Raw genomic sequence first — 21168 nt, 5'->3', positions numbered from 1 at the left:
CGTTCTCTGAACGTACAGTGTGCGATAGACCGCACACTGTGCGGAGTTCTAGCTCGGAAGGGACTCGCGATGAACATGACCGACACTGCGGAGGCGACGCCAACCCGCAATCCACGCCGCTGGCTCATCCTGGTCGTGCTGTGCCTCAGCACCTTGGTGCTGGTCATCGACAACATGGTGCTCAACGTGGCGATCCCGCAGATCGCCACCGACCTGGGTGCGGGTGCTCAGGACATCCAGTGGATCATCGACTCCTACATCCTTGTCTTCGCCGGACTGCTGCTGACCTCGGGCAGCCTGTCCGATAAGTTCGGCCGCAGGCTGGTGATGATCCTGGGGTTGCTGCTGTTCGGTGCGGCCTCCGTGCTCGCGGCTTTCGCGACGACGCCGGAACTGCTGATCGCGGGCCGGGTGGTCATGGGTATCGGCGGGGCGCTCATCATGCCGAGCACCCTTTCGATTCTGATCACGGTCTTCGATGAGGAGGAGCGGCCGAAGGCGATCGCCGCGTGGAGTGCGGTATCGGTGGTCGGGATGGTCGGCGGGCCGGTATTCGGTGGCTTCCTGCTCGACCACTACTGGTGGGGCTCGGTATTCATCCTGAACGTGCCGATCGTCATCCTTGCCGTCGTCGCCGCGGTGGCGCTGATGCCGGAGTCGAGGGGGCCGTGGCGCAAGCCCGACCTGCCCGGCATGCTGCTCTCGGTCGTCGGCATGACCGCGCTGGTGTGGACGATCATCGTGACCCCGGCCGACGGCTTCACTGCTCCAGGCACCCTCACCGCGGCGGCCATCGCTGTGATCACCTTGGCGGGCTTCGTGATTCGGGAACTGAGCACGTCCTCGCCGATGGTTCCGCTGGAGCTGTTCCGCAATCGCGTCTTCACCGGTTCCAGCTTCTCGCTGGTACTGCTGACCTTCGCCAACGGCGGACTGCTGCTGATCTTCACCCAGTACCTGCAGTTCGTGCTCGACTACACCCCGACCCGGACCGCACTCGCGCTGACCCCGATGGCCGTCGCGGTGCTGTTGTTCAACGGCGTCGGCGCCGCGCTGGCAGGCAAGGTCGGCAACCGGGTGATCACCGCCTTCGGCCTTGTTGTCACCGCCGTCGGATTCGGTGTGCTTGCGACCATGGATGTCGCCACCGGCTTCTGGCTGCCCGCACTGGCCCTGGCGCTGATGGGCAGCGGCGTCGGCCTGGCCATGCCCGCGGCGATCGGTGCGCTCATGGGCGCGGTGCCGAGCGAGCACGCGGGTGTCGGCTCCGCGCTCAACGACACCATCCAGCAGGCGGGCGGGGCGCTCGGCGTCGCGATCCTCGGTGCGGTACTCGCCAGCCGCTACACCGGCACGATGCCGGACTCGGCCCCCGAGCGTGGTCGCGAATCCATCTCGGACGCACTGACTATCGCGGGATCGACCGGGGACAGTGGCCTCGCCGCCGCGGCAAGGGAGGCGTTCACCTCCGCCATGTCCACAACATTTGTCGCCGCCGCCTTTTCGGTGCTTGCGGCGGCCGCGCTGGCGCTGGTCCTGATGCGTGAACGCAAGTCCGCCCCAGTCGATCTCGTGGAAACTGCCCCCGAGAAGGCCGTATCGATCGACTGACATGAAGTCGAAACCCGCTCCACCCCTGGCTATTCCAGTCAGTGACGGAGCGGGTTTCGTTTGTTTGTGCCGGGCTGCGGCTACTCCGCACTACAGCAGGCCCCACCAATACAGCACGGTGGCCAGTATCCATACGATCACGGTTTCCATCGCCGCTCCAATCTCTTTGGCGCCCTCGTTTCCATTCTCCGCCGATTCGCGGTCGCGTGGTGCAACTCGATTGGTTCCCGCTGACATCGGCTGCTCTACCGGCGCTGTTGTGCATGCAAGATCTTGTTAAGGGCGCTCCAAGCCCCGGGCTGCATTGTTTGTGTCAACACCGGAACACACCGGACAACAAACACCCGGACCTGACAAGGACGCCAACAATGATCGGCAAGCTGACCACCGCCCTGGCTCTCACGACTACCGCAGGCGCCCTGGTGCTCGGCGCGGGCGCCGCCACGGCGGACACCACCGGTCGCCCCGGCGCCGCGCTCACCGGCCAGGCCACCTGCACCCACAAGAGTGACCGGATCGAGATCGAGATCGCCGCTCCCATCGTCTACGCGCAGGCCGGCTATCAGCCCGGCGTACACCAGCTGATCCGCTACCGCACCGTCGTATACGACGCCGCCAAAGGCAGCCTCGCCGTCGCGAGCGAGTGGGAGAAGGGCAAGGCCACCGATACCAAGGCCGCCGATATGGACGGCGCGGAGCTGAAGGTGCTGCGCAACGACCCGAACGCCTACAAGGTCATCCAGCAGGTCGAGTGGCTCGCGCCGGACGGGGAGAACCCGGTCGCCAGCACCGACCTGTACGCCACCGGCTACCAGATCAAGGACGGCCGCACCGTCCTCGGCACCTTCGAGTACTGCCAGTAGTCGGCAGCGGGGGAACAAGCCACCACCGGGGGGTGGGAACCGGGCACGACCTGTCTTCGAGGGGTTGACAGGTCGCGCCCTGGAGAAAAGGCCTGCCGGACCGGTCCACGAGGGGTGACCGGTCCGGCCGGCTTTCGTTAGAGCGCGAACACTTTCGGATGGCTCTTCCAGGAGCTGACCGGCGACCCGCCACTGCCGAAGGTAACCATTCGGTGCACGCCGACGATCCCACCCACGTATGGGTCGGGCCGGTTCACGAGGGGTGACCGGCCCGGCCGCCTTCTCTAGACAAAATGGCAGAACTGTCTTATCGTCGCTACATGTTGCTCCAGGAGTATCGCGACGTTCCCCGGTTCGAACTACGGTCGGGTGCGACGTGGAAGTCGCCGTGGGGGATGTATGCCACGCTGCGCGACAGGGATCCGGTGCATCATGTGGTGCCGGAGGAGCAGCCGGAGCATGACTACTGGGTGCTGACCCGGCACGCGGATGTGTATGCGGCGGTGCGGGATACGGAGACGTTTTCCTCCAGTGACGGTCTGACGGTGGAATACGGGGAGCTGGAGCAGATCGGGCTGACCGACAATCCGCCGCTGGTGATGCAGGATCCGCCGGTCCACACCGAATTCCGGAGGCTGGTCGCGCGCGGGTTCACGCCGCGGCAGGTTGTCGACGTCGAGCCGGTGGTGCGCGGCTTCGTCCGGAAACGCCTGGATCAGCTGGCCCTGCAAGGCGGGGGCGACATCGTCAAGCAGTTGTTCAAGCCGCTGCCGAGCATGGTTGTCGCGCATTACCTCGGGGTGCCCGCCGAGGATCGCGGCCGGTTCGACGGGTGGACCGACGCGGTTGTCGCGGGCAGTATCGACGCGCGTAACACCCAGGCGCAGCAGGCTTCGATGGAGATGCTCGGCTACTTTGCCGAGCTCGTCAAACGGCGCCGCACCGATCCCGGTGACGATACGGTTTCGCTGTTGGTGCAGGCGGGTATGGCGGCGGACGACGACGATGTACGAGGCCTTGTCCAGATCCTCGCCTACACCTGGACGATGGTCGCGGGCGGCAACGATACGACAACCGGGTTGCTCGGTGGCGCAGTGCAATTGCTACAGCAGCACCCGGAGCAGCGCGCCGCGCTGGTGGCCGACAAGGACCGCATCGAGATCGCGATCGAGGAGCTTGCCCGGCTCACCTCGCCTGTGCAGGGACTGGCTCGAACGGCGACGCGCGAGGTGGAATTGCACGGAACGACGGTGCCCGCCGGACGCAAGGTGTTCTTGGTTTACGGCGCCGCCAACCGCGACGACCGAGCCTACGGCCCCGACGCGGAGGAGCTGAACATCGACCGAAACCCGCAGCGGATCCTGACCTTCGGCCACGGCCCGCATCACTGTCTGGGTGCGGCGGCCGCGCGGATACAGGCCCGAGTTGCCTTGGAGGAGTTGCTGGATCGCTTTCCCGACTACCGGGTCGACGTAGATGCGGTCGAGTATGCGCCAGGTCCGTACGTGCGCAGGCCGACGACCGTCCCGTTCCGGTGCGCGGCATGACCGGTGACTGGCTGGCCGACGGCCGGACGGAACTGGCGACCGAACGCATCCTCGACGCGGTACGCGCGCTGTTCGTGGAGAAAGGTGCCAGCGGGGTCGGAATGGCCGAAGTCGCCGAAGCCGCAGGGTGTTCCAGGGCGACGCTCTACCGTTACTTCGACAATCGTCAGGCGCTGTATGTGGCCTTCGCGGGTCGGGAGGCGCAGCAGTTGGTCGAGCGGGTGTGGCGCGATCGGCCGAACGATGCGAGCACTGACCGCGCCGAGCAACTGCTCGACGGCGTGGCCGCGGTACTTGCGGAGGTGCGCAAGACCCCGCATCTCGCGGTCTGGTTCGAGCCGGCGAACTCCGGAATCGTTGCCCAGCTGTCGAATTCGTCGCACGTGATCGATGCGATCGGCACCGGCTTCGTTGCGGGCTATCGCCCCGGCTTGTCCGCGGTCGCGGCGCGGATGCTCGGGCAGTGGGTGGTGCGGGTGGTCGTTTCCCTGTTGACCCTGCCCGGCGCGGGGGAGGAGGAGGAACGGGCGATGCTCCGGAACTTCCTACTGCCGTTCCTGCTCGACGAGCGGACCAGGATCGAATAATCGGATGACAGTGCCCGGCGCCGTGGTGGACGGCGCCGGGCACTGGGCGTTCCTATGGCCAGACGATTACCCGACGGTCTGCGCCGAGTAGTCGGGCAGATCGTAGGCGTCGGTTCCGCTGAGCATCTTCATCATCAGCGGCTTCATGATCTTGGCGGTCATCAGCCTGCTGACCATGTGGCCCGCGCGAATCCCGAAGCGCGACTTCGGGGTCATCGCCTTCAGACCACCCGGCGGCAGCTCCTGCGCCTTCGCGACGAACGGGCGCAGCACCTCCTCGTAGCGGGCAAGCGCCTGCTGCGGATCGCCCGAGTTGGCCTCGATTTCACCGGCCAATACATAAGCGCCGACCAGGGCCATCGCAGTGCCTTGTCCGGTGAGCGGCGAGCCGCAGTAGCCCGCGTCGCCGAGCAGTACCACCCGGCCCTTCGAGTAGGTCGGCATGTCGATCCGTGCAAGCTCGTCGAAGTAGAAGTCGCCCGCTTCGGCCATGGCGTCGCTGACCGTGCTCGCAATGAGTCCGCCGCCTGCCAGCCGCTCGCGGATCAGCTGCTGCTGCGCGGGGACATCGCGGCGCAGTGCCGGATCCGCGTCGGTACGCATCGTGATGATCGCTTTGCAGGTGGACGGGTCGTAGTCGGGACGAAGGCCGACATTGGTCGCGCCGACCAGCGAGTTCGTGGTGAACCAGTTGTCTTCCGTGCCTTCGGGCGTCGGCAGCGTGAAGAACGACATGTACCCGCCGAGGTAGGTCGAGAACTGCTCTTCCTGGCCGAACACCAGGCGCCGGGTTGCGGAGTGCAGCCCGTCCGCGCCGATCAGGATGTCGAAGCGCTCGGTGCTACCGGAGGCGAAGGTGACGTCGACGCCGGTGTCGTCCTGGCTGACTTCTACGATCGATTCGCCATAGCGGTAGTCCACGCCGCCTGCTTCGGCGAGCGCGTCGAGCAGTACTTGATTAAGGTCACCGCGCGTGATCTCGATTTCGGCGACTGCGCCCTTGCCGTCGAACATCTCCGCGGGCATCCGCAGCAGTTCCTTGCCTTCGCTGTCCACCATGACGATGCCGCGCTCGTCGAGCTGGTACTTGCGGATGCCGGGCATCAGGCCCATCCGCTCCGCCACCTCGCGGCTCGGCCCACGCAGGTCGACAGCCTGACCGCCGGGGCGGGGCGCGTCGGCGCGCTCGACCACGGTGGCCCGGATGCCGGCCCGAAGCAGCTGCAGGGCTACGGCATTGCCGCCGATACCGCCGCCGGAAACGAGGACGCGAGGCTGGTTGGTCGGGGCGGCGGAGTTGGCGTTCATGTTCTGATCCCTTGCTCTGACTTGAATGTCTTAGACATATGTTTAACAGAGACTTGCACGCTTGTCTAGTACAAATGTGTAAGACAAAGGTCCAGTGAGGAGCATGGAAACCAGAGAAGCACTGCTCACGGCAGCGCATACCTGCATCTACCAGCGCGGATTCGCGGCAACCACAGCACGCGACATCGCGATTCCTCGGGGTGAGCTTGGCCGCGATCGAATACCACTTCGGATCGAAGGACCACTCGACCAGCTTGTTTCTCGAAATCTCGACAACGTCACCACAGCCAGTCTTCACGCTGGAAGCTGTGTGCCTGCCTCCCCAGGTTGCGGAAGACAAAGCCGGGTACCGCACACGACGTGCCCAGCACTGCCTTGAAAACCACCCCAACGCAACCTGTTCTCCCGCACCGGGCCGAGCGGGGTGCGTTCCGGGAACGAACCCACCACGATGCCGTCCCGGAAGGTGCGCCTACCCGGGTATTACCGGGCAGTGCTGGGCGCGTCGGGTGCGGTACCCGGCTTACCTCCCGCAGTCGGGTGCGTGGTGTCGAGTTCCGGCGTGGTCATCTGGCTGTGGTGGCGTCTCGAGCAGTGATCCACCGGCCGTCAGACCACCTCACGCCCCGTGTTAGGACCTCGCACCCGGTATATGGGGTGTCCGGTTGGGGCAGGGGGTGTTGGCACCACTTGGGGCTTACCTCCCGCAGTCGGGTTCGTGGTGGCGGGTTCGGGCGTGGTCATCTGGCTGTGGTGGCGTTCTCGAGATCTTTTCTCGACCGAGGGCAGTCGAATGAGGTTGCGGGGAACCACCGTTTCACTATGCGCGGCCCTCTGATCGGGCTGTGGGTGGGTCTTCGCCGACGGACGACCCACCCAACACCCCTCGTCCAAGCCTTACACCTAATACACGGGGTGTGCAGTTGTAGTACGGGGTGTTCGGTGTATCTGGGCGGGGGTGGGCGCGGTTAGGTGTGAGGGTTGAGGTAGGGCTTCCAGGCGCCGAAGTGGGTGATGTCCGTTGCGGTTTTTGTGGCGTCGTAGGTGCAGGTGAAGCCGATAACTGAACGCCCGTCGGATAATTCGATGCTGGTCAATGCCATCGGAGCGGGTAGCGCGGCGAGGAAGGTGCCTAGGGCTGCCGCTGATAGTAGGAAGAGCTCACCGAGGATCGGTGCACCGAGGCCGTCGCCGTGGCGGACAAGTCCGGGTTTCGGTGGTGTGGTGTCCAGTGCGGTGAGCCGGTAGGCGGCGGTTGTGCGGATCTCTCCTGCGAACCTGGCCCCGATCTCCTCCAGCTGCCAGTGCAGCGGTTGGCCGCGCAGATGCGCACCGAACACCGCCAGTTCGATACCGGGTCCTACCAGCAGCGGGGGAGTGTCGACGCCGACAATGCGGGCCGCGATGTCGACGGCGATCTGGTCGGCGAAGGCCGGGACGACGACCATCACCCCGAATGGGAGGCCGTCCGCGGTGGGCAGACCAGGGACCGCCACCGCCGCCATATCCAGCAGATTGCAGAAATTCGTGTACGTGCCCATCCGCCGATTGATCCCAAGGGGGTCCGCCCGCACCGCGGCGATACTCGGGTGCTCGGTGGTCGTCGGCAGTAGCAGCCCGTGGAAATCGGCGAGCAGTGCGGTGGCCGCGGCTCGTGTCCTGGCCAGCGTGTCGAGATCGTCCGCGAATCCGGGGCCGGTTGTCGCCCGCGCGGCGTCGATGATGGCCGTCACCGTCGGATCCGCGCCCGCCGGTGCGGTGTCGAGGAACGTGCCGACCGCCGCGTAGCGTTCGGCGACGATGGCACCGTCGTACAGCAGTCGGGCGGCGTCGAGCAGCGCCGATATGTCGACCTCTTCCGTGGCGACGCCGGAATCCGTGACTGCGCCGACGGTTCGGGCGAAGGCATCGCGGTAGGGCTCGCTGAGTCCCGCGAGATCCTCGGCGCGGGGGATGGCCAGACGCAGCGCCTTGGGTGCGGCGAGATGGACGTCCGCGGGCCAGCTCCGGCTGCGCGGGTCGCGCGCCTCCGGCCCGGCCATCACGGCCGCGGCCGCGACCGCCCTATCGAGGTCGGTGGCGAAGACTGTGACGGCGTCGTAGTCGGCGCACGCCGGGACGACGCCGTGTGCCGGGATGACGCCGAGCGTCGCTTTGATGCCGACGATGCCGTGCAGTGCCGCGGGCACGCGGCCGGATCCCGCTGTGTCGGTCCCGATTCCGATGTCCGCGATTCCCAGTGCGACCGCGACCGCCGACCCCGAACTGGAACCGCCCGAGATCAGCTCCGGGTAATGCGCATTGCGGACGGCACCGTACGGGCTGCGGGTACCGACGAGGCCGGTGGCGAACTGGTCCAGGTTGGTCTTGCCGAGCACGATCGCGCCCGCCTCGATCAGCCGTTGTATCGAAGCCGCGGTGACCGCTGCGGTGTAGGCGAATTCGGGGCAGGCCGCGGTGGTCGGCAGCTCGGCCACGTCGATGTTGTCCTTGACAGCCACCAGTATCCCGGCCAGCGGCAGGGACTTGCCATCGGCGAGCCGTTGTTCGATGGCGGCCGCATCGGCGGCGACGTCGCCCTCCTCGCGCAGCGTGATCCACACCTCGGGTCGATCCACCTCGGCGATCCGCCGATAGGCAGCGGCGACCCGTTCGGTGGGCGATCCCTGCGGTTGCACTGCGATGTTGCCTAGGACGCCTGCGGTCATTCAGTCGACTCCGATCACGGCTAGAGGGGTTCCCGGTTCCACTTTGGCGCCCGGGGTCGCCAAAACCTTCAGCACAGTGCCCGTGCCCGGGCTGTGCACCGGCAGTTCCAATTTCATGGCTTCGAGGATCGCGACCGGCGCACCCGCGGCCAGCCGCTGCCCGACCTCGATCTCCACGCGCCAGACATTGCCGATCATCGGGGCGGTCACCACCGTCGCATTCGGCGGCAGCCCGGCCAGCGGATCGGCAGTGGGTTCGAGCACGGTCTCGACGGTCGAAACGCGCTCGAACTCACCGGCAGCCCGCCAGGCCTGCTTCTCCGCCTCGAAGGCGGCGGCCTGCTCAGTCTCGAATTCGGCGATGGATTCGGCATTGTCGGCGAGCATCCGCAGATGATCGGTGAGGGCGAAGCTGCCTTCGCTGACCTCGGCGTCGAACCGGCCCGCCTTGGCGGCAGCGCGATATTCGAGCAGCAATTCCGGGCTCACCTCTTCCCACACGATGCGGTCGAAGAACCGGAACAGCCAGGGCGTGCCCGGTTCGAACGGCGCGGACTGCCGGTAGCTCGACCAGATCGGTACGGTCCGGCCGATCAACTGGTAGCCGCCGGGCGAGGCCATGCCGTACACGCACAGGTACTTGCCGCCGATGCCGACCGCGTCCGAAGGCGTCCAGGTGCGCGCCGGATTGTATTTGGTGGTGACGAGACGGTGTCGCGGATCGAGCGGAACGGCAAGCGGCGCGCCGAGATACACATCACCCAGGCCGAGCACGAGGTATTCCGCATCGAAGACCGTCGCGCGGACGTCGTCGACACTGCCGAGTCCGTTGATGCGGCGGATGAATTCGGTATTGGAGGGCAGCCATGGTGCGGTGTCGCGGACACCGCTGCGGTAGCGGTCGATCGCCTCGGTGATGGACGGATCGTCGAATGACAGCGGCAGTCTGATCGTGCGGCTCGGTACCACGAGTTCGTGGGTGGCGGGCAGCTCGTGCTCCAAGTCGGTCAGCGTGCCGAGCAGTCGATGCTGCGGCAGCACATCGGGATCGAAGTGGATGTGCAGCGAACGGACGCCCGGCGTGACATCGACGATGCCGGATAGGCCGGCGCCCGCAAGCGCTTCGGCGAGGGCGTGCACCCGCATGCGCAGGCCGAGATCCAGCACCATGTCGCCGTATTCGACCAGGACGTTGTCGTCGCCGCCGCGTAGATAGGCGACTCGCGGGCGATCGGCGTCCGCGTCGACGGTGCCGAGTATCCCGCGATCATGCAGTCCGGCAAGAGGATTCGAGATGGCGTCGCGGGCGCGTGCGGTGTTCGAGCTGGAGTTCGACGGTCGGAGCGAGGTGGCGCTCGCATCGTCGACGGGCACGAACCGGATGGTGTCCCCGGGGCGCAGTTGGCCCAGTTTCCAGCGGTGTGCGGACACCACCGTCAGCGGGCAGGCGAATCCGCCGAGGCTCGGGCCGTCCGGGCCGAGCAAGATCGGAGTGTCGCCCGAGACGTTCAATGTGCCGACGCTGTAAGGGTTGTCGTGCAGATTGGACGGATGCAGTCCGGCGTCGCCGCCGTCGGTGCGCGACCAGGTCGGCTTCGGACCTTCGAGCCGGATGCCGGTGCGATTCGCGTGACTGCCGACTTTCCATGGGTGTGTGTAGAACTGGGCCATGTCCGCGTCGGTGAAGTAGGCGGGGGAGGTCTGCGGGCCCTCGCCGACGGCCAGGTGCCAGACGTGCGTGAACTCCGGTCGTTCCGCGATCGGGACCTCGTGAGGTTCGGTGAGTTCGGTCCGCTGCGGCAGCACCCCCAGAACATCGCCCGCGACAACGGCTTTGCCGGTGACGCCGCCGAATCCACCGAGGGTGAAGGTGGCCGCGCTGCCGTGATAGAGCGGTGCGTCGATGCCGCCGCGCACCGCAAGATAGGTGCGCAGTCCGGTCTCGGTCGGTGCGCCGATATCCAGCATCGAGCCCGCCGCAACGGTGATCGGCCGCCACATGTCCACCGGCTGTCCGTCCACGGTGATCGTGGCCGGCGCACCGGTCACACACACGATGGTCGGTTCGGAGAAGCGTAGTTGCGGTCCCTGCAGGGTGCATTCCAGTGCCGGCGTGCCCACCGGGTTGCCGACGGCGGCATTGGCCTGGGTGAACGACAGGTCGTCCATCGGGCCGGATGGTGGAATTCCTACCTGCCACAGGCCGATTCGGCCCGGGTAGTCCTGGATGGTGGTCATGGTTCCGGCGCGCAGGACATCGATGCGATGGCCGTGCGGACGGATGTCGGCCAGCGTCGTCGTGACATGGTCCGCGCTGAGTACCCGGGCGTCCGCACTGGCCGCGCGCAGCTGTGGGAGATTCGTCTGCACCCCGTAGACGCGGGTTGCGGCGAGCGCGTCGACCAATTCCGCGAAGGCTGCCGCGCGAGTGGGTGCGGCCGCGATCACCTTGGCGAGCAGCGGGTCGTAGTAGGGACTGACCTGGGTCCCGGTGGTGATCCAGGTGTCGACGCGGGTCTTCGTACCGGGCGGGGTCGATCCCGCGGGTGACAGGGCGTCTCCGGTTGCCCTTGTCGACGGCAGCTCGGCGCCTGCCCAGGTCTGCACCGGGAACGTGGCGGCGGTGATGAGCCCGGCACTCGGCCGGTAATCATGCCCCGGGTCCTCAGCATAGACCCGTGCTTCCACCGCCCAGCCATTGATCGCCGGACCGCTCTCGGGCAGCTCGTCCACCATCGATGCGTCACCGCCCGCCAGTCGCAGCATCCACGCCACCAGATCTACCCCGGTGACAGCCTCGGTCACCGGATGCTCCACCTGCAGCCGGGTATTCATCTCCAGGAACGATGCCGCGCCACGGTCGGTGTCGTAGACGAACTCGACGGTGCCCGCCGAGCGATACCCGACCGACCTGGCCAGTTCCCGCGACGCCGCCAGCAATTGATCCGTCAATTCGCCGCCGAGGCCGGGCGCGGGCGCCTCCTCGATCACTTTCTGATTGCGTCGCTGCAGCGAGCAGTCCCGGGTGCCGAGGCTGACGACTCGACCGTTTCCATCGCCGAACAACTGCACCTCGACATGCCTGGCCCGCGCCACGAAGCGCTCCAGGAAGACACCGGTCGACGAGAAGTTCGTTGCGGCGAGCCGCTGTACCCGCTGAAACGCCGAGCGCACCTCCTCTGCGGTGCCGCAGGCCTGCATGCCGATACCGCCACCGCCACCGACGGCTTTGAGCATGACCGGGTAGCCGATGCGCTCGGCCTCGGCGATGGCGTGATCCGCGGATTCGAGCAGGCCGCTGCCCGGGATCAGCGGCACGCCTACCGCTCTGGCGGCTTCGCGTGCGGTGTGCTTGTCACCGAAGATTCGCAGCTGGTCAGGAGTCGGACCCACGAAAGCGATGCCGGCCGCCGCCACCGCCGCGGCGAAATCGGCGTTCTCCGAAAGGAATCCGTATCCCGGGTGAACGGCGCCCGCGCCGGTCGACAGCGCGGCCTCGATCACCCGATCGGCGCGTAGATAGGACTCGGCGGCGGCGCTCGGCCCCAGATGTATTGCCACATCGGCGATTTCGACGTGCGTCGCGCTCACGTCGGCATCCGAATAGACCGCGACCGTCTTCAGGCCGAGCGCACGAGCTGTCCGCATCACCCGGCACGCGATCTCGCCGCGATTGGCGACGAGCACCGTATCGAAATCCAGCGTCACCGTTACTCCCTATTCAGTTGCCAGGGACATCGCGGTGATAGCCCGCGTGACCCGATCGAGCACCACATCGAGCGAGCCGCCGATGTGGGTGTGCAGCAGGCGATATGCGAGTGAAAGATCCTCGGCCAGTACGGCATCCAGAATGCCGAGATGCTCAGAGATGGTGGTTTCGATCCGGTTGTTGACCATGAAGTCGTACATCCGGACATGCCGGATCCGGGAGTTCACCGCCTTCAACGACCGGACCAGCTCGGCGTTCCCCGCCGCGGTAAGCAAGGTGACATGGAATTCCTCGTCGCGGACCACGAACCCCGGCTCCTGCACCGGCGGATCCGCGCGCAACTCCAGCCAACTGTCGCGCTCCGCCGCGAGCAGTGCGTGGTCATGGCGCACCGCGGAATTGTCGATGGCTCGCTGAATTCCACCCAGCTCCAACGTGAGTCGCAGCTCGTACAGGTCACGAATCAGCGGAATACTCGGCCGCACCGGCGTGAACCCGTACTCCTCCCGCTGCAACAACCCATCCGAGCACAGCACTGTCAGCGCTTCCCGAATCGGCGTCCGCGAAATCCCGAACCGAGCCGCCAGTTTGGGCTCTGTCAGCCGCTCTCCGAACCTGATGTCCCCATTCATCAACTCGCCACGCAACGCCGTATAAACCACGTCCCGCAACGGCCGCCCCGCCGCATCGGCCAGTGTGGCCACCCTTGTCGACATGCGTGTATACGCTATGGACCTCGCGTTTCATCGAGATGTCCGCAAGTTAGCAAGCGGTAAGCGTCTCCTCACCGCGCTATAGGTCGTCCGCCCTGACATCGGTCGCCTCATGACGGTCTGCCATCCAATTTTCGCGCCGACACCAGGTGGGCAAAGGTTCACCGATGCGGCCGAGGGGTGGGGAGGACACAGCAACACCTGGCAACACGGTTGCGCTATTGCACGACACATTCCCGCAGAAGGCTATGACCAGCCCCGGCGCCGGGTCGACGCCGTACCCCTCAGCGGCACGCCGACCGACTAGAGCCGCCGGCCGGTGGCAACAGCCCCCGGCGCCGGGTGCCACGAAAAAGAAGCCTCGTGGAGGTAACTGTGGATGCGTTCGTGCTCTTCGGACTGTTGGCCCTGGTGTCCGGGCTACTGGTCGTCATCGCCGCCGCGGTGTGGTGGCCTGTCCCCTCCCAGCAGCGCCTGGGTATGCGCGACCTACATCGGCGGGCGGAACGTGCGCGGCTGATCGGAGAGGTCTGGCCCGCCGGTTGGCCGCACGAAGCGCCGGAACTGCCATTCACCGTTGCCGAAGCGGGCCGGGTGCTGCAGCGGCATCGCCAATGCCACATCGACCGGTGCGCCAGAAAGTCCGCGGCCTTCCGAATTCTGCTGGCCGCCGGATACCTCGAAGCGGATGCGTTCCGCAGGCTATGACCGCCGCTGACGCCGAAACGGCTCCCCACCTGATTTCCCAGGCAGAAAGCCGTTTCACGTTGCGGACGGAGGCCCGGCCAAGTTTCTGTTCATGCGCTCTTCGGCTCGAAGTGCAACGCGATGATCCCGCAGTCGAACGGGGTGGCGGCGACCAGACTGAGCTGCTGATCGGCCCCCGCGTCGGCGAACACCGGCAGGCCGGCGCCGATCGCGGTCGGGTTGACGAACAGGTGCAGTTCGTCGATGAGGCCCGCGGCGATCAGGCTCGACACCAGGGTGCCGCCACCGTAGACGATCAGGTCGCCGCCGGGCTGGGCCTTGAGGCCGTTGACGATCTCGGCGAGGTCGCCGCCCGCGACGACGGTGTTCTCCCACGGGGACTCGGTGAGGCTGTTGGTGATCACGACCTTGGGCGTGTTGTTCATCTGGTCGATGGCCACCTGGGGCTCGTTTTCGGGCTTGGAGGCCCAATGTGGGATGAACCCCTCAGCGAGCTTGCGGCCGAGCACGATGGTGTCGACCTGAGCGGTGAGCGCGCCGATGTAGGCGCCGATGTCGTCGGTCCACGGGAACGTCATCCAGTCCATCTCGCCGTTCGGGCCGGACATGTAGCCGTCGACGGTCATCTGGACCTGGAGCTTGAGCTTGCGCATGAGGTGGTTCCCTTCGGTTGAGCGAGTCCGTCCGGCCCGCTGTTTTCTGTGCCTTCAGCTTGGGTGAACCGGTTTACGGATTGTTTACGGTTTCCCACCGGTCGCGGGCGCGCCCGGTGGGGAAGCGCCATCGACGGGTTCTCCGCACCTGACCGAACTTCGCGCGCAATGTTTCGAAAAGGGTTGTAGTGCAATGGTATTAACTGGCCCGGCACGACAAGTCTTCGGACGATGTTCGGGCCACGGGCCCTGCGGATGGTCGTCGGGTCGGTGCCCCGCGAACGAGTCAGGCCCCCGACCGCCGAAGCGGTCAGGGGCCTGACTGTCGTCTCAACCAACGAGTCGGGGTGACAGGATTTGAACCTGCGACCTCTTCGTCCCGAACGAAGCGCGCTACCAAGCTGCGCCACACCCCGTTGTCGAACCTGAGGTAGCTTACAACAGCGAGGGACTAGACGTTAAACCGGCAGGTCAATCAGCCTTCGTGGGCGCGGACGCTGGCGAAGATTCGCTTGGCGGTCTCGACGTCCACGGCATTCGGCACGCCGGTGTCGGCGGCGATCACCATGACGAAGTTGCCACTGTCCGTTGGCGCCGCGAAGGTGTAGACCGAGTATTCGGTGGCGCAGCCCGGCTTGGCATGGGGGATGGTGCCCTTGGTCTCCACGAACATGCCCTGCTGGCCGCCGTCGAGTGAGCTCAGCGGCTCGCCGCCGCTTGGCAGCCCGGGCGCGTTGTGATACGCGAGCTCTGCGGTCTTGGTGCCGACTTCCGTTGCGGCACTTGCTGAATCGGAGTCCTTGGAGCCGGTCAGGAAAGAGATTGTGCGAGTGGAGCCGGGGCAGTAGCTCTTGCCTTCGCTCGCGTACCCCTTGCCGCCGATGGCGTTCGGCGGCTCGCCGAAACCGCCGAAGGTGCCTTCAGAGGCCACGGTCCAGTCGGCGGGCACGTCGTAGGCCGCGCCGCGGTCCGGCGCGACAACCACCTGATAGCCGGGAACGACCGGCGTTTCATTGCGGGTCCCGGTCCCGGTGGGGGTCGGCTTTGCGCTCGGCTTCGATTGTGGCGGGTTCGCACCCGCCGTAGTCGTCAGCGCACTCACCATCGACGGTGACGTGTCCTGGGCACCGGTGTCGTCCGACCCGCGGTCGGCGACGACTACCGCCGCCGCCGCACCACCCGCGACCACGATCGCCGCCAGCGCCGCAGCGAGCCACGCCTTGCCGCGACCGCCGCTCGGTCGACCGTTGGGGCCGTAGCCGGGCGGAAATTGCTGCGCAGGCGGACCGCCGAACCGAGGCGGCTCACCGTAGCCGCCATTCGAACCGTAGGCCGGCTGTGGAGTGCCGTACGGACTCACGGCGAATTGCTCGATCGGCGGTGCCTCGCCGTACTGGGCGGGCTGCGCTGGTGCAGCAGGCCGCCATTGGAGGGTGGGGTCTGGCTGTGCTTGTGCGCCGGAGCTGGGTTGCCATTGGAGGGTGGGGTCTGGCTGTGCTTGTGCGCCGGAGCTGGGTTGCCATTGGAGGGTGGGGTCTGGCTGTGCTTGCGCGCCGGAGCTCGGCTGCCACTGCAATGTGGGCTCTGGCTGCGGCAACCCAGTGGGCTGCCATTGCTGGTTCTGTGGCGTTTGCTCGCTTGCGCCGGAGCCCCACTGTTGGTTCTGCGGCGTCTGGCTGCTGGGAGCGGGCTGCCACTGGAAATTGGGTTGTGGTGCGTCCGCGGCCTGCGATTGCTGGTTCTGTGGCGTTTGCTCGCTCGCGCCGGAGCCCCACTGCTGGTTCTGTGGTGTCTGCCCGCTGGGTGTCGGCTGTCGTAGGAGAGTGGGTTCGGGTTGTGCCGACCCGAACGGGCTCGGCGGCCATTGCTGGTTCGGCGGTGCCTGCGCGCCGGTGCTGGAATCCCACTGCTGGTTTTGCGGTGTCTGCCCGCTGGGTGCGGGCTGTCGTAGGAGAGTCGGTTCGAATTGGGCAGACCCGCCGCCAGGAGCCGATTGGTTCGGTGGTGCCTGCTCGGCCTGGCCGGGTTGCCCTTGGAGAGTGGGTTCGGGTTGTGGTGCACCGGCGGGCTGCCATTGCTGGCTCGGGGGCGTCTGTTCGCTTGCGGCAGGGCCCCACTGCTGATTCACCGGCTGTTGCCCACCGGAGCCGGGCTGCCATTGCACCGTCGGTTCGGGTTGTGCCGACCCGCTGGGAGAGGGCGACCATTGCTGGTTCGGCTGTTGCCCACCGGGGCCGGGCTGCCATTGCATCGTCGGGTCGGGTTGTGCCGACCCAACGCGAGGAGGCGACCACTGCTGATCCGGTGGGGTCTGCCCGCCGTTGTCTGCTTCGGGGCCGAATTGCCCTGCCCCATACGGCTGTTGCTGATGCGCCGCACCGGGCTGTCCCAGAACCGTCGGGTCATTGCGCCGGTCGTCGAATCCATTCACAGTCGTCCCCTGCCTGACATCAAGTCTCGGCAAGGGACCCTAGCGGGCGATGGCCTCCGAGGCCGAAACACCCTGCCCGCTATCGGTAACAGGCCGCTTCGGCGGCGCCGCGACCAACGTCACGAGTGTCGCCTCCGGACGGCAGCAGAAGCGGTACGGCGCCCACGGTGAGGTGCCGAGCCCGGCGGAGACATACAGCTGGGTGTGGTCGCCCCACTTCGACGCGCCCTTCACCCGGGAGCGGTCGATGCCGCAGTTGGTCACCAACGCACCGTATCCGGGCAGGCATAGCTGCCCGCCGTGCGTGTGCCCGGCCATCACCAGGTCGTAGCCGTCTTCGGCGAACCGGTCCAGCACCCGCGGTTCGGGCGAGTGGGTCAGGCCGATGCTCAGCTCGGCCAGTGGATTCGGGGCGCCCGCGACGGTGTTGTAGCGGTCGCGCTGCAGGTGCGGATCGTCCACGCCCGCGGTCGCGATCCGGATGCCCGCCACCTCGACATCGCGACGCACATGGGTCAGATCCAGCCAGCCACGCTCGGTGAACGCCGCGCGCAGGTCTTTCCACGGCAGCGGCGCGCCGTACACGCGGCGGTGGTCCTTCTTGAAGTACTTCATCGGGTTCTTCGGCACCGGCGCGAAGTAATCATTGCTGCCGAAAACGAAAAGGCCCGGGCGGGAAAGCAATCCGCCGAGGGCCTGAACCACCGCGGGCACCGACTTCTGGTGCGACAGATTGTCGCCGGTGTTGACGACCAGGTCCGGCTCCAGCCGATCGAGCTCACGCAGCCATTGCTGCTTGAGCTTCTGACCAGGCATCATGTGCAGATCGCTGATGTGCAGCACCCGTAGGGATGCCGAACCCGGCTGCAACACCGGCATGGTTGCCTCACGCAACACGAAGGCATTTCGTTCGATCAACGAGGCGTAGCCGACACCGGCCACCGCGGCCCCGGCGGCTCCCAACGCGGTTCGTCGGATGGCGGAGGTCGAGATTACGGGCATTTGCCCAGCATAGGTGACCCCGCTGAGGAACGCCGAGTGTGTTTACGCACAAGCGTCCGGATGCTGGGCCCGAAACCGGACCGCACGGCAAATGTAGTGGGCCGGACCCGTGCGAGCGGCTACCGTGTGGCACATGTCGGAACTCAAATCGCAGCTGCGTGCGGACATGACCGCCGCGATGAAAGCAAAGGACAAGCTGCGCCTCGCTACCTTGCGGATGCTGCTGGCCGCCGTCCAGAACGCCGAGGTCGCAGGCTCGGAGGCGCGCGAGCTGTCCGACGCCGAGGTCATTGCCGTGCTGCAGAAAGAGGCGAAGAAGCGCAGCGAGTCGGCCGAGGTCTACACCCAGGCAGGCCGCGGTGAGCTGGCCGCCAACGAGCACGCCGAGGCCAGGATCATCGATGAGTACCTGCCGACCCAACTGACGGACGCGGAGGTCGCGGATGTCGCCGACACCGCGATCGCGCAGGTTGCCGAGCAGCTGGGGGAGCGCCCGGGCATGCGTCAGATGGGCCAGGTCATGAAGGCCGCCACCGCGATCGCCAAGGGCAAGGCCGACGGTTCGCGCATCTCCGCCGCGGTCAAAGCACGCCTCTAACCCTTCCCTACGAAACACCGCCGACCCGGAGCATTGCGTCCGGGTCGGCGGTGTTTTTTCTAGCGGGGGAAGCCAGGGATCGGGATCGGAATCGGGATCGGTGGCAGCCGCGGCGGTGGTGGCAGGCCAGGGATGCCCGGCGGCGGACCCGGTGGCGGTGCGGCCCGCTCGGTCCCGTCACTGATGTAGATCGTGATCACCGAGCCGGGAATCGCCGATCCGTTCGGTGCGGTCCCCATCACGGTGCCCTTGGGCTGCGACCCGACCCCGTTCACCGGCGAAACCTGGAAGCCCGCGGCCCGCAGCGCGGCGGTCGCCTCGCCCTGCGACATGCCCGCGACGTCGGGCACCTGCGCGCCGTTCGATCCGCGGACGTACTTGTCGTCCAGCGGCGGCAGCCCTGGCGGCGGGAAGTTCCCGATTACCGGCTTGATCGCGTTGAACCAGGTGCGGGCCGGTTCATTACCGCCGAAGAGGTTTCCGTCGCCGCAGTTACGCAGCGGGAACGAGCAGATCTCGCCGGGCGTCGGGCTGTCGCCGTAGACGTAGGCCGCGGCGGCCAGCGAGTTGGTGAAGCCGAAGAAGGCCGAGGACCGGTGGCTTTCGGTGGTTCCCGTCTTGCCGGACATCGGGGCGTGCCAGCCGGTCGCCTGGGCCGCGGCCGCCGCGGTGCCAGCGGTGTCGTCCTTGCTCATGGCGTTGGCGAGGGTGTTGGCCAGACCGGGCTCGACGACCTGCTCGCAGGCCTGCTGGGTCAGCGGAACCACCTTGCCGGAGCGGTCGATCACTTCCCTGATCGGCGCCGGAGGGCACCACCGGCCGCCGGAACCGATCGTCGCGGCGACGTTCGACAGCTCCAGCGGGTTGATCGCGACCGGGCCGAGGGTGAACGAGCCGAGATTCTGTTCCTTGATCATGTCCGCGAGGCTCTGGTTGCCGTGCCCGGAGCTACCGGGTTCGGTGAAGGAGCGCATGCCGAGCCGGATCGCCATATCGACGGTCGGGGTGACACCGACGGCCTGGATCAGCTTGACGAACGCGGTGTTCGGCGAGGTGGCCAGCGCCTCGGTCACCGACATCGGCGACTTGTACTTGCCGGCGTTCTCGACGCAGTAGGTGGCGACCGGGCAGCCGCGGGCGCCACCGTTGCCCATGCCTCTTGCCTCGAACCGGCCGGGCACGTCGAGCTGGGAGTTGATGCCGAGGCCCTTCTCCATGGCCGCGGCGGTGGTGAAGATCTTGAAGATGGAGCCCGCGCCGTCGCCGACCATCGAATACGGCTGCGGCTGCACGGTTTCGTTCGCGTCCCGGTTCAGGCCGTAGGTGCGACTGCTCGCCATCGCGAGCAGCGGATGCGAATCCTGTCCCGGCGCGATCACCGACATGACCTGCGCGATGTCGTCGAGGTTCGGGTTGGCCGCCTCGGATACCGACCGCTTCACCGAATCCTGCACCGCGGGATCGAGGGTGGTCTTGATCAGGTAACCGCCCTTGTCGATCTGCTCGCGGCTGATGCCCGCGTTGGCCAGGTACTGCAGGGCGTAGTCGCAGAAGAAGCCGCGATCATTGGCGGCGATGCAGCCGCGCGGCAGACCCTTCGGCTCCGACAGCACGCCGAGGGCTTCCTCCTTGGCCTTGCGGAATTCGTCGGCGCGGCTGGGGATGTTCTGGATCATCGTGTCCAGCACGGTGTTGCGGCGGGCCTTCACACCCTCGGGATTGGTGTAGGGGTTCAGCTTCGAGCTGCTCTGCACCATGCCGGCCAGCATCGCCGACTGCGGCACATTCAGGTCCGCTGCGTCGATGCCGAAGTAGGTCTGCGCCGCGTCCTGGATGCCGTAGGAGGCGTTGCCGAACGGGACCAAATTCAGGTACCTGGTGAGAATCTCGTCCTTGGTCAGCTCCGAGTCCAGCGTGAGCGCCATCCGAATCTCGCGAATCTTGCGCGCGGGGGAGGTCTCGATGGCGGCGCGGCGCTCGGCGTCGGTCTTGGCGACGACGAGCAGTTGGAAGTTCTTCACATACTGCTGATCGAGCGTGGACGCGCCCTGCTGGACTTCACCGCTGGTCGTATTGGTGAGGAAGGCGCGCATCGTGCCCTGCCAGTCGACACCCGCGTGCTCGGCGAAGCGTCGGTCTTCGATGGAGACGATCGCCAACTTCATGTTGTTGGAGATCTTGTCGCTGGGAACCTCGAAGCGGCGCTGCTCGTAGAGCCAGGCGAACGGTGTCCCATTCGAGTCGACCATGGTCGAGACGGCGGGGACGGTGCCCTCGACCAACTCGGCGGACACATTGTCGACGGCGTCGGCGGCACGGTTGGACACGAACCCGAAACCGCCTGCGAGGGGGAACAGCATCCCCGCGATGAGCACCGCGGCCAGCGCGCAGCTGCCGGCCAGCCTCGCGAGCGTTTGTGTGATCGGCACGACCTCCAGCCTACGGGGTGGTGTTCTGGCCGGAACTTGCGGTTCGCGCGTCCACATGGGCGTGTCGTTATACAGGTTTCGGCGTGTCGCAATAGAGCCAACTGCGTGTCGAGTCGACCGCCCGGTTCTCTATCACGTTTGGAGGGACGGACGTACCAAAAAGTCTCGGAACGGTCTTGCGCTCGGGGCATACCTTTACCTAGATTGAGAACCCAGTGTGATAGAGCTAACACTCAAAGTGGAATGTGGTGCAGTTCGCAGCGGGGATTGGGTTGCTGCGACGCTGACACGCGATTCTGGA

14 protein-coding genes and 1 tRNA gene are annotated in these 21168 nt (G+C 66.5%); 6 read left to right on the top strand and 9 right to left on the bottom strand.

Features of this window, described 5'->3' with window-relative positions:
- Positions 1-75: 75 nt before the first annotated feature.
- The 4 genes from ACFQZZ_RS10705 (at position 76) to ACFQZZ_RS10690 (ending at position 4608) form a co-directional block, all read left to right on the top strand.
- Positions 76-1611: an MFS transporter gene (locus tag ACFQZZ_RS10705; protein WP_378677531.1), complete on the top strand. Its 1536-nt coding sequence runs from the start codon at positions 76-78 to the stop codon at positions 1609-1611.
- Positions 1612-1979: 368 nt separating this feature from the next.
- On the top strand, positions 1980-2474 hold the full coding sequence (locus ACFQZZ_RS10700) for a hypothetical protein (protein WP_378677529.1): 495 nt from the start codon (positions 1980-1982) through the stop codon (positions 2472-2474).
- 320 nt (positions 2475-2794) lie between these two features.
- Complete coding sequence (locus tag ACFQZZ_RS10695) at positions 2795-4021, top strand: cytochrome P450 (protein WP_378677527.1); 1227 nt, start codon at positions 2795-2797, stop codon at positions 4019-4021.
- Positions 4018-4608 (top strand): TetR/AcrR family transcriptional regulator, encoded by a 591-nt coding sequence (locus ACFQZZ_RS10690; protein ID WP_378677524.1) that lies wholly within the window; start codon positions 4018-4020, stop codon positions 4606-4608. Before ACFQZZ_RS10695 ends, ACFQZZ_RS10690 begins: the two co-directional genes overlap by 4 nt.
- Before the next feature lie 66 nt (positions 4609-4674).
- Here the strand turns inward: ACFQZZ_RS10690 and ACFQZZ_RS10685 are convergent, their stop codons facing one another.
- The 4 genes from ACFQZZ_RS10685 to ACFQZZ_RS10670 all read right to left on the bottom strand — a co-directional run bounded on the left by ACFQZZ_RS10685 (position 4675) and on the right by ACFQZZ_RS10670 (position 13049).
- Complete coding sequence (locus tag ACFQZZ_RS10685; RefSeq protein WP_378677521.1) at positions 4675-5916, bottom strand: FAD-dependent monooxygenase; 1242 nt, start codon at positions 5914-5916, stop codon at positions 4675-4677.
- A gap of 968 nt (positions 5917-6884) precedes the next feature.
- Positions 6885-8624, bottom strand: a complete 1740-nt coding sequence (atzF, locus tag ACFQZZ_RS10680; protein WP_378677518.1) for an allophanate hydrolase — start codon at positions 8622-8624, stop codon at positions 6885-6887.
- On the bottom strand, positions 8625-12332 hold the full coding sequence (gene uca / locus ACFQZZ_RS10675) for an urea carboxylase (RefSeq protein ID WP_378677515.1): 3708 nt from the start codon (positions 12330-12332) through the stop codon (positions 8625-8627).
- 9 nt (positions 12333-12341) lie between these two features.
- The gene (locus ACFQZZ_RS10670) at positions 12342-13049 is read right to left on the bottom strand and encodes a GntR family transcriptional regulator (RefSeq protein WP_378677512.1); all 708 of its coding nucleotides are present in this window, start codon (positions 13047-13049) and stop codon (positions 12342-12344) included.
- Positions 13050-13409: 360 nt separating this feature from the next.
- Between ACFQZZ_RS10670 and ACFQZZ_RS10665 the strand changes: the two genes are divergently transcribed.
- Positions 13410-13754 (top strand): hypothetical protein, encoded by a 345-nt coding sequence (locus tag ACFQZZ_RS10665; RefSeq protein WP_378677509.1) that lies wholly within the window; start codon positions 13410-13412, stop codon positions 13752-13754.
- An 89-nt stretch (positions 13755-13843) separates the two neighbouring features.
- Here the strand turns inward: ACFQZZ_RS10665 and ACFQZZ_RS10660 are convergent, their stop codons facing one another.
- The 4 genes from ACFQZZ_RS10660 to ACFQZZ_RS10645 form a co-directional block, all read right to left on the bottom strand.
- Positions 13844-14407 carry a dihydrofolate reductase family protein gene (locus ACFQZZ_RS10660; RefSeq protein WP_378677506.1) on the bottom strand — a complete coding sequence of 188 codons (564 nt, stop codon included), beginning with the start codon at positions 14405-14407 and terminating at the stop codon, positions 13844-13846.
- Between the two features lie 342 nt (positions 14408-14749).
- Positions 14750-14823, bottom strand: a tRNA-Pro gene (locus ACFQZZ_RS10655).
- A 59-nt stretch (positions 14824-14882) separates the two neighbouring features.
- Positions 14883-16838: a hypothetical protein gene (locus tag ACFQZZ_RS10650; protein WP_378677503.1), complete on the bottom strand. Its 1956-nt coding sequence runs from the start codon at positions 16836-16838 to the stop codon at positions 14883-14885.
- Positions 16839-16877: 39 nt separating this feature from the next.
- Positions 16878-17840 carry a metallophosphoesterase gene (locus ACFQZZ_RS10645; protein WP_378677501.1) on the bottom strand — a complete coding sequence of 321 codons (963 nt, stop codon included), beginning with the start codon at positions 17838-17840 and terminating at the stop codon, positions 16878-16880.
- 133 nt (positions 17841-17973) lie between these two features.
- On the opposite strand from ACFQZZ_RS10645, the gene ACFQZZ_RS10640 reads away from it, so the two are divergent.
- Complete coding sequence (locus tag ACFQZZ_RS10640) at positions 17974-18438, top strand: GatB/YqeY domain-containing protein (protein WP_378677498.1); 465 nt, start codon at positions 17974-17976, stop codon at positions 18436-18438.
- 59 nt (positions 18439-18497) lie between these two features.
- On the opposite strand, the gene ACFQZZ_RS10635 is transcribed toward ACFQZZ_RS10640, so the two are convergent.
- Positions 18498-20798, bottom strand: a complete 2301-nt coding sequence (locus ACFQZZ_RS10635; protein ID WP_378678382.1) for a penicillin-binding protein — start codon at positions 20796-20798, stop codon at positions 18498-18500.
- Positions 20799-21168 lie beyond the last annotated feature (370 nt).

The organism is Nocardia sp. GCM10030253, from assembly GCF_042675075.1.
Classification (GTDB): domain Bacteria; phylum Actinomycetota; class Actinomycetes; order Mycobacteriales; family Mycobacteriaceae; genus Nocardia.
The sequence above is the reverse complement of the archived record's forward strand: the minus strand, read 5'-3'. Positions and strand labels throughout refer to the sequence as shown.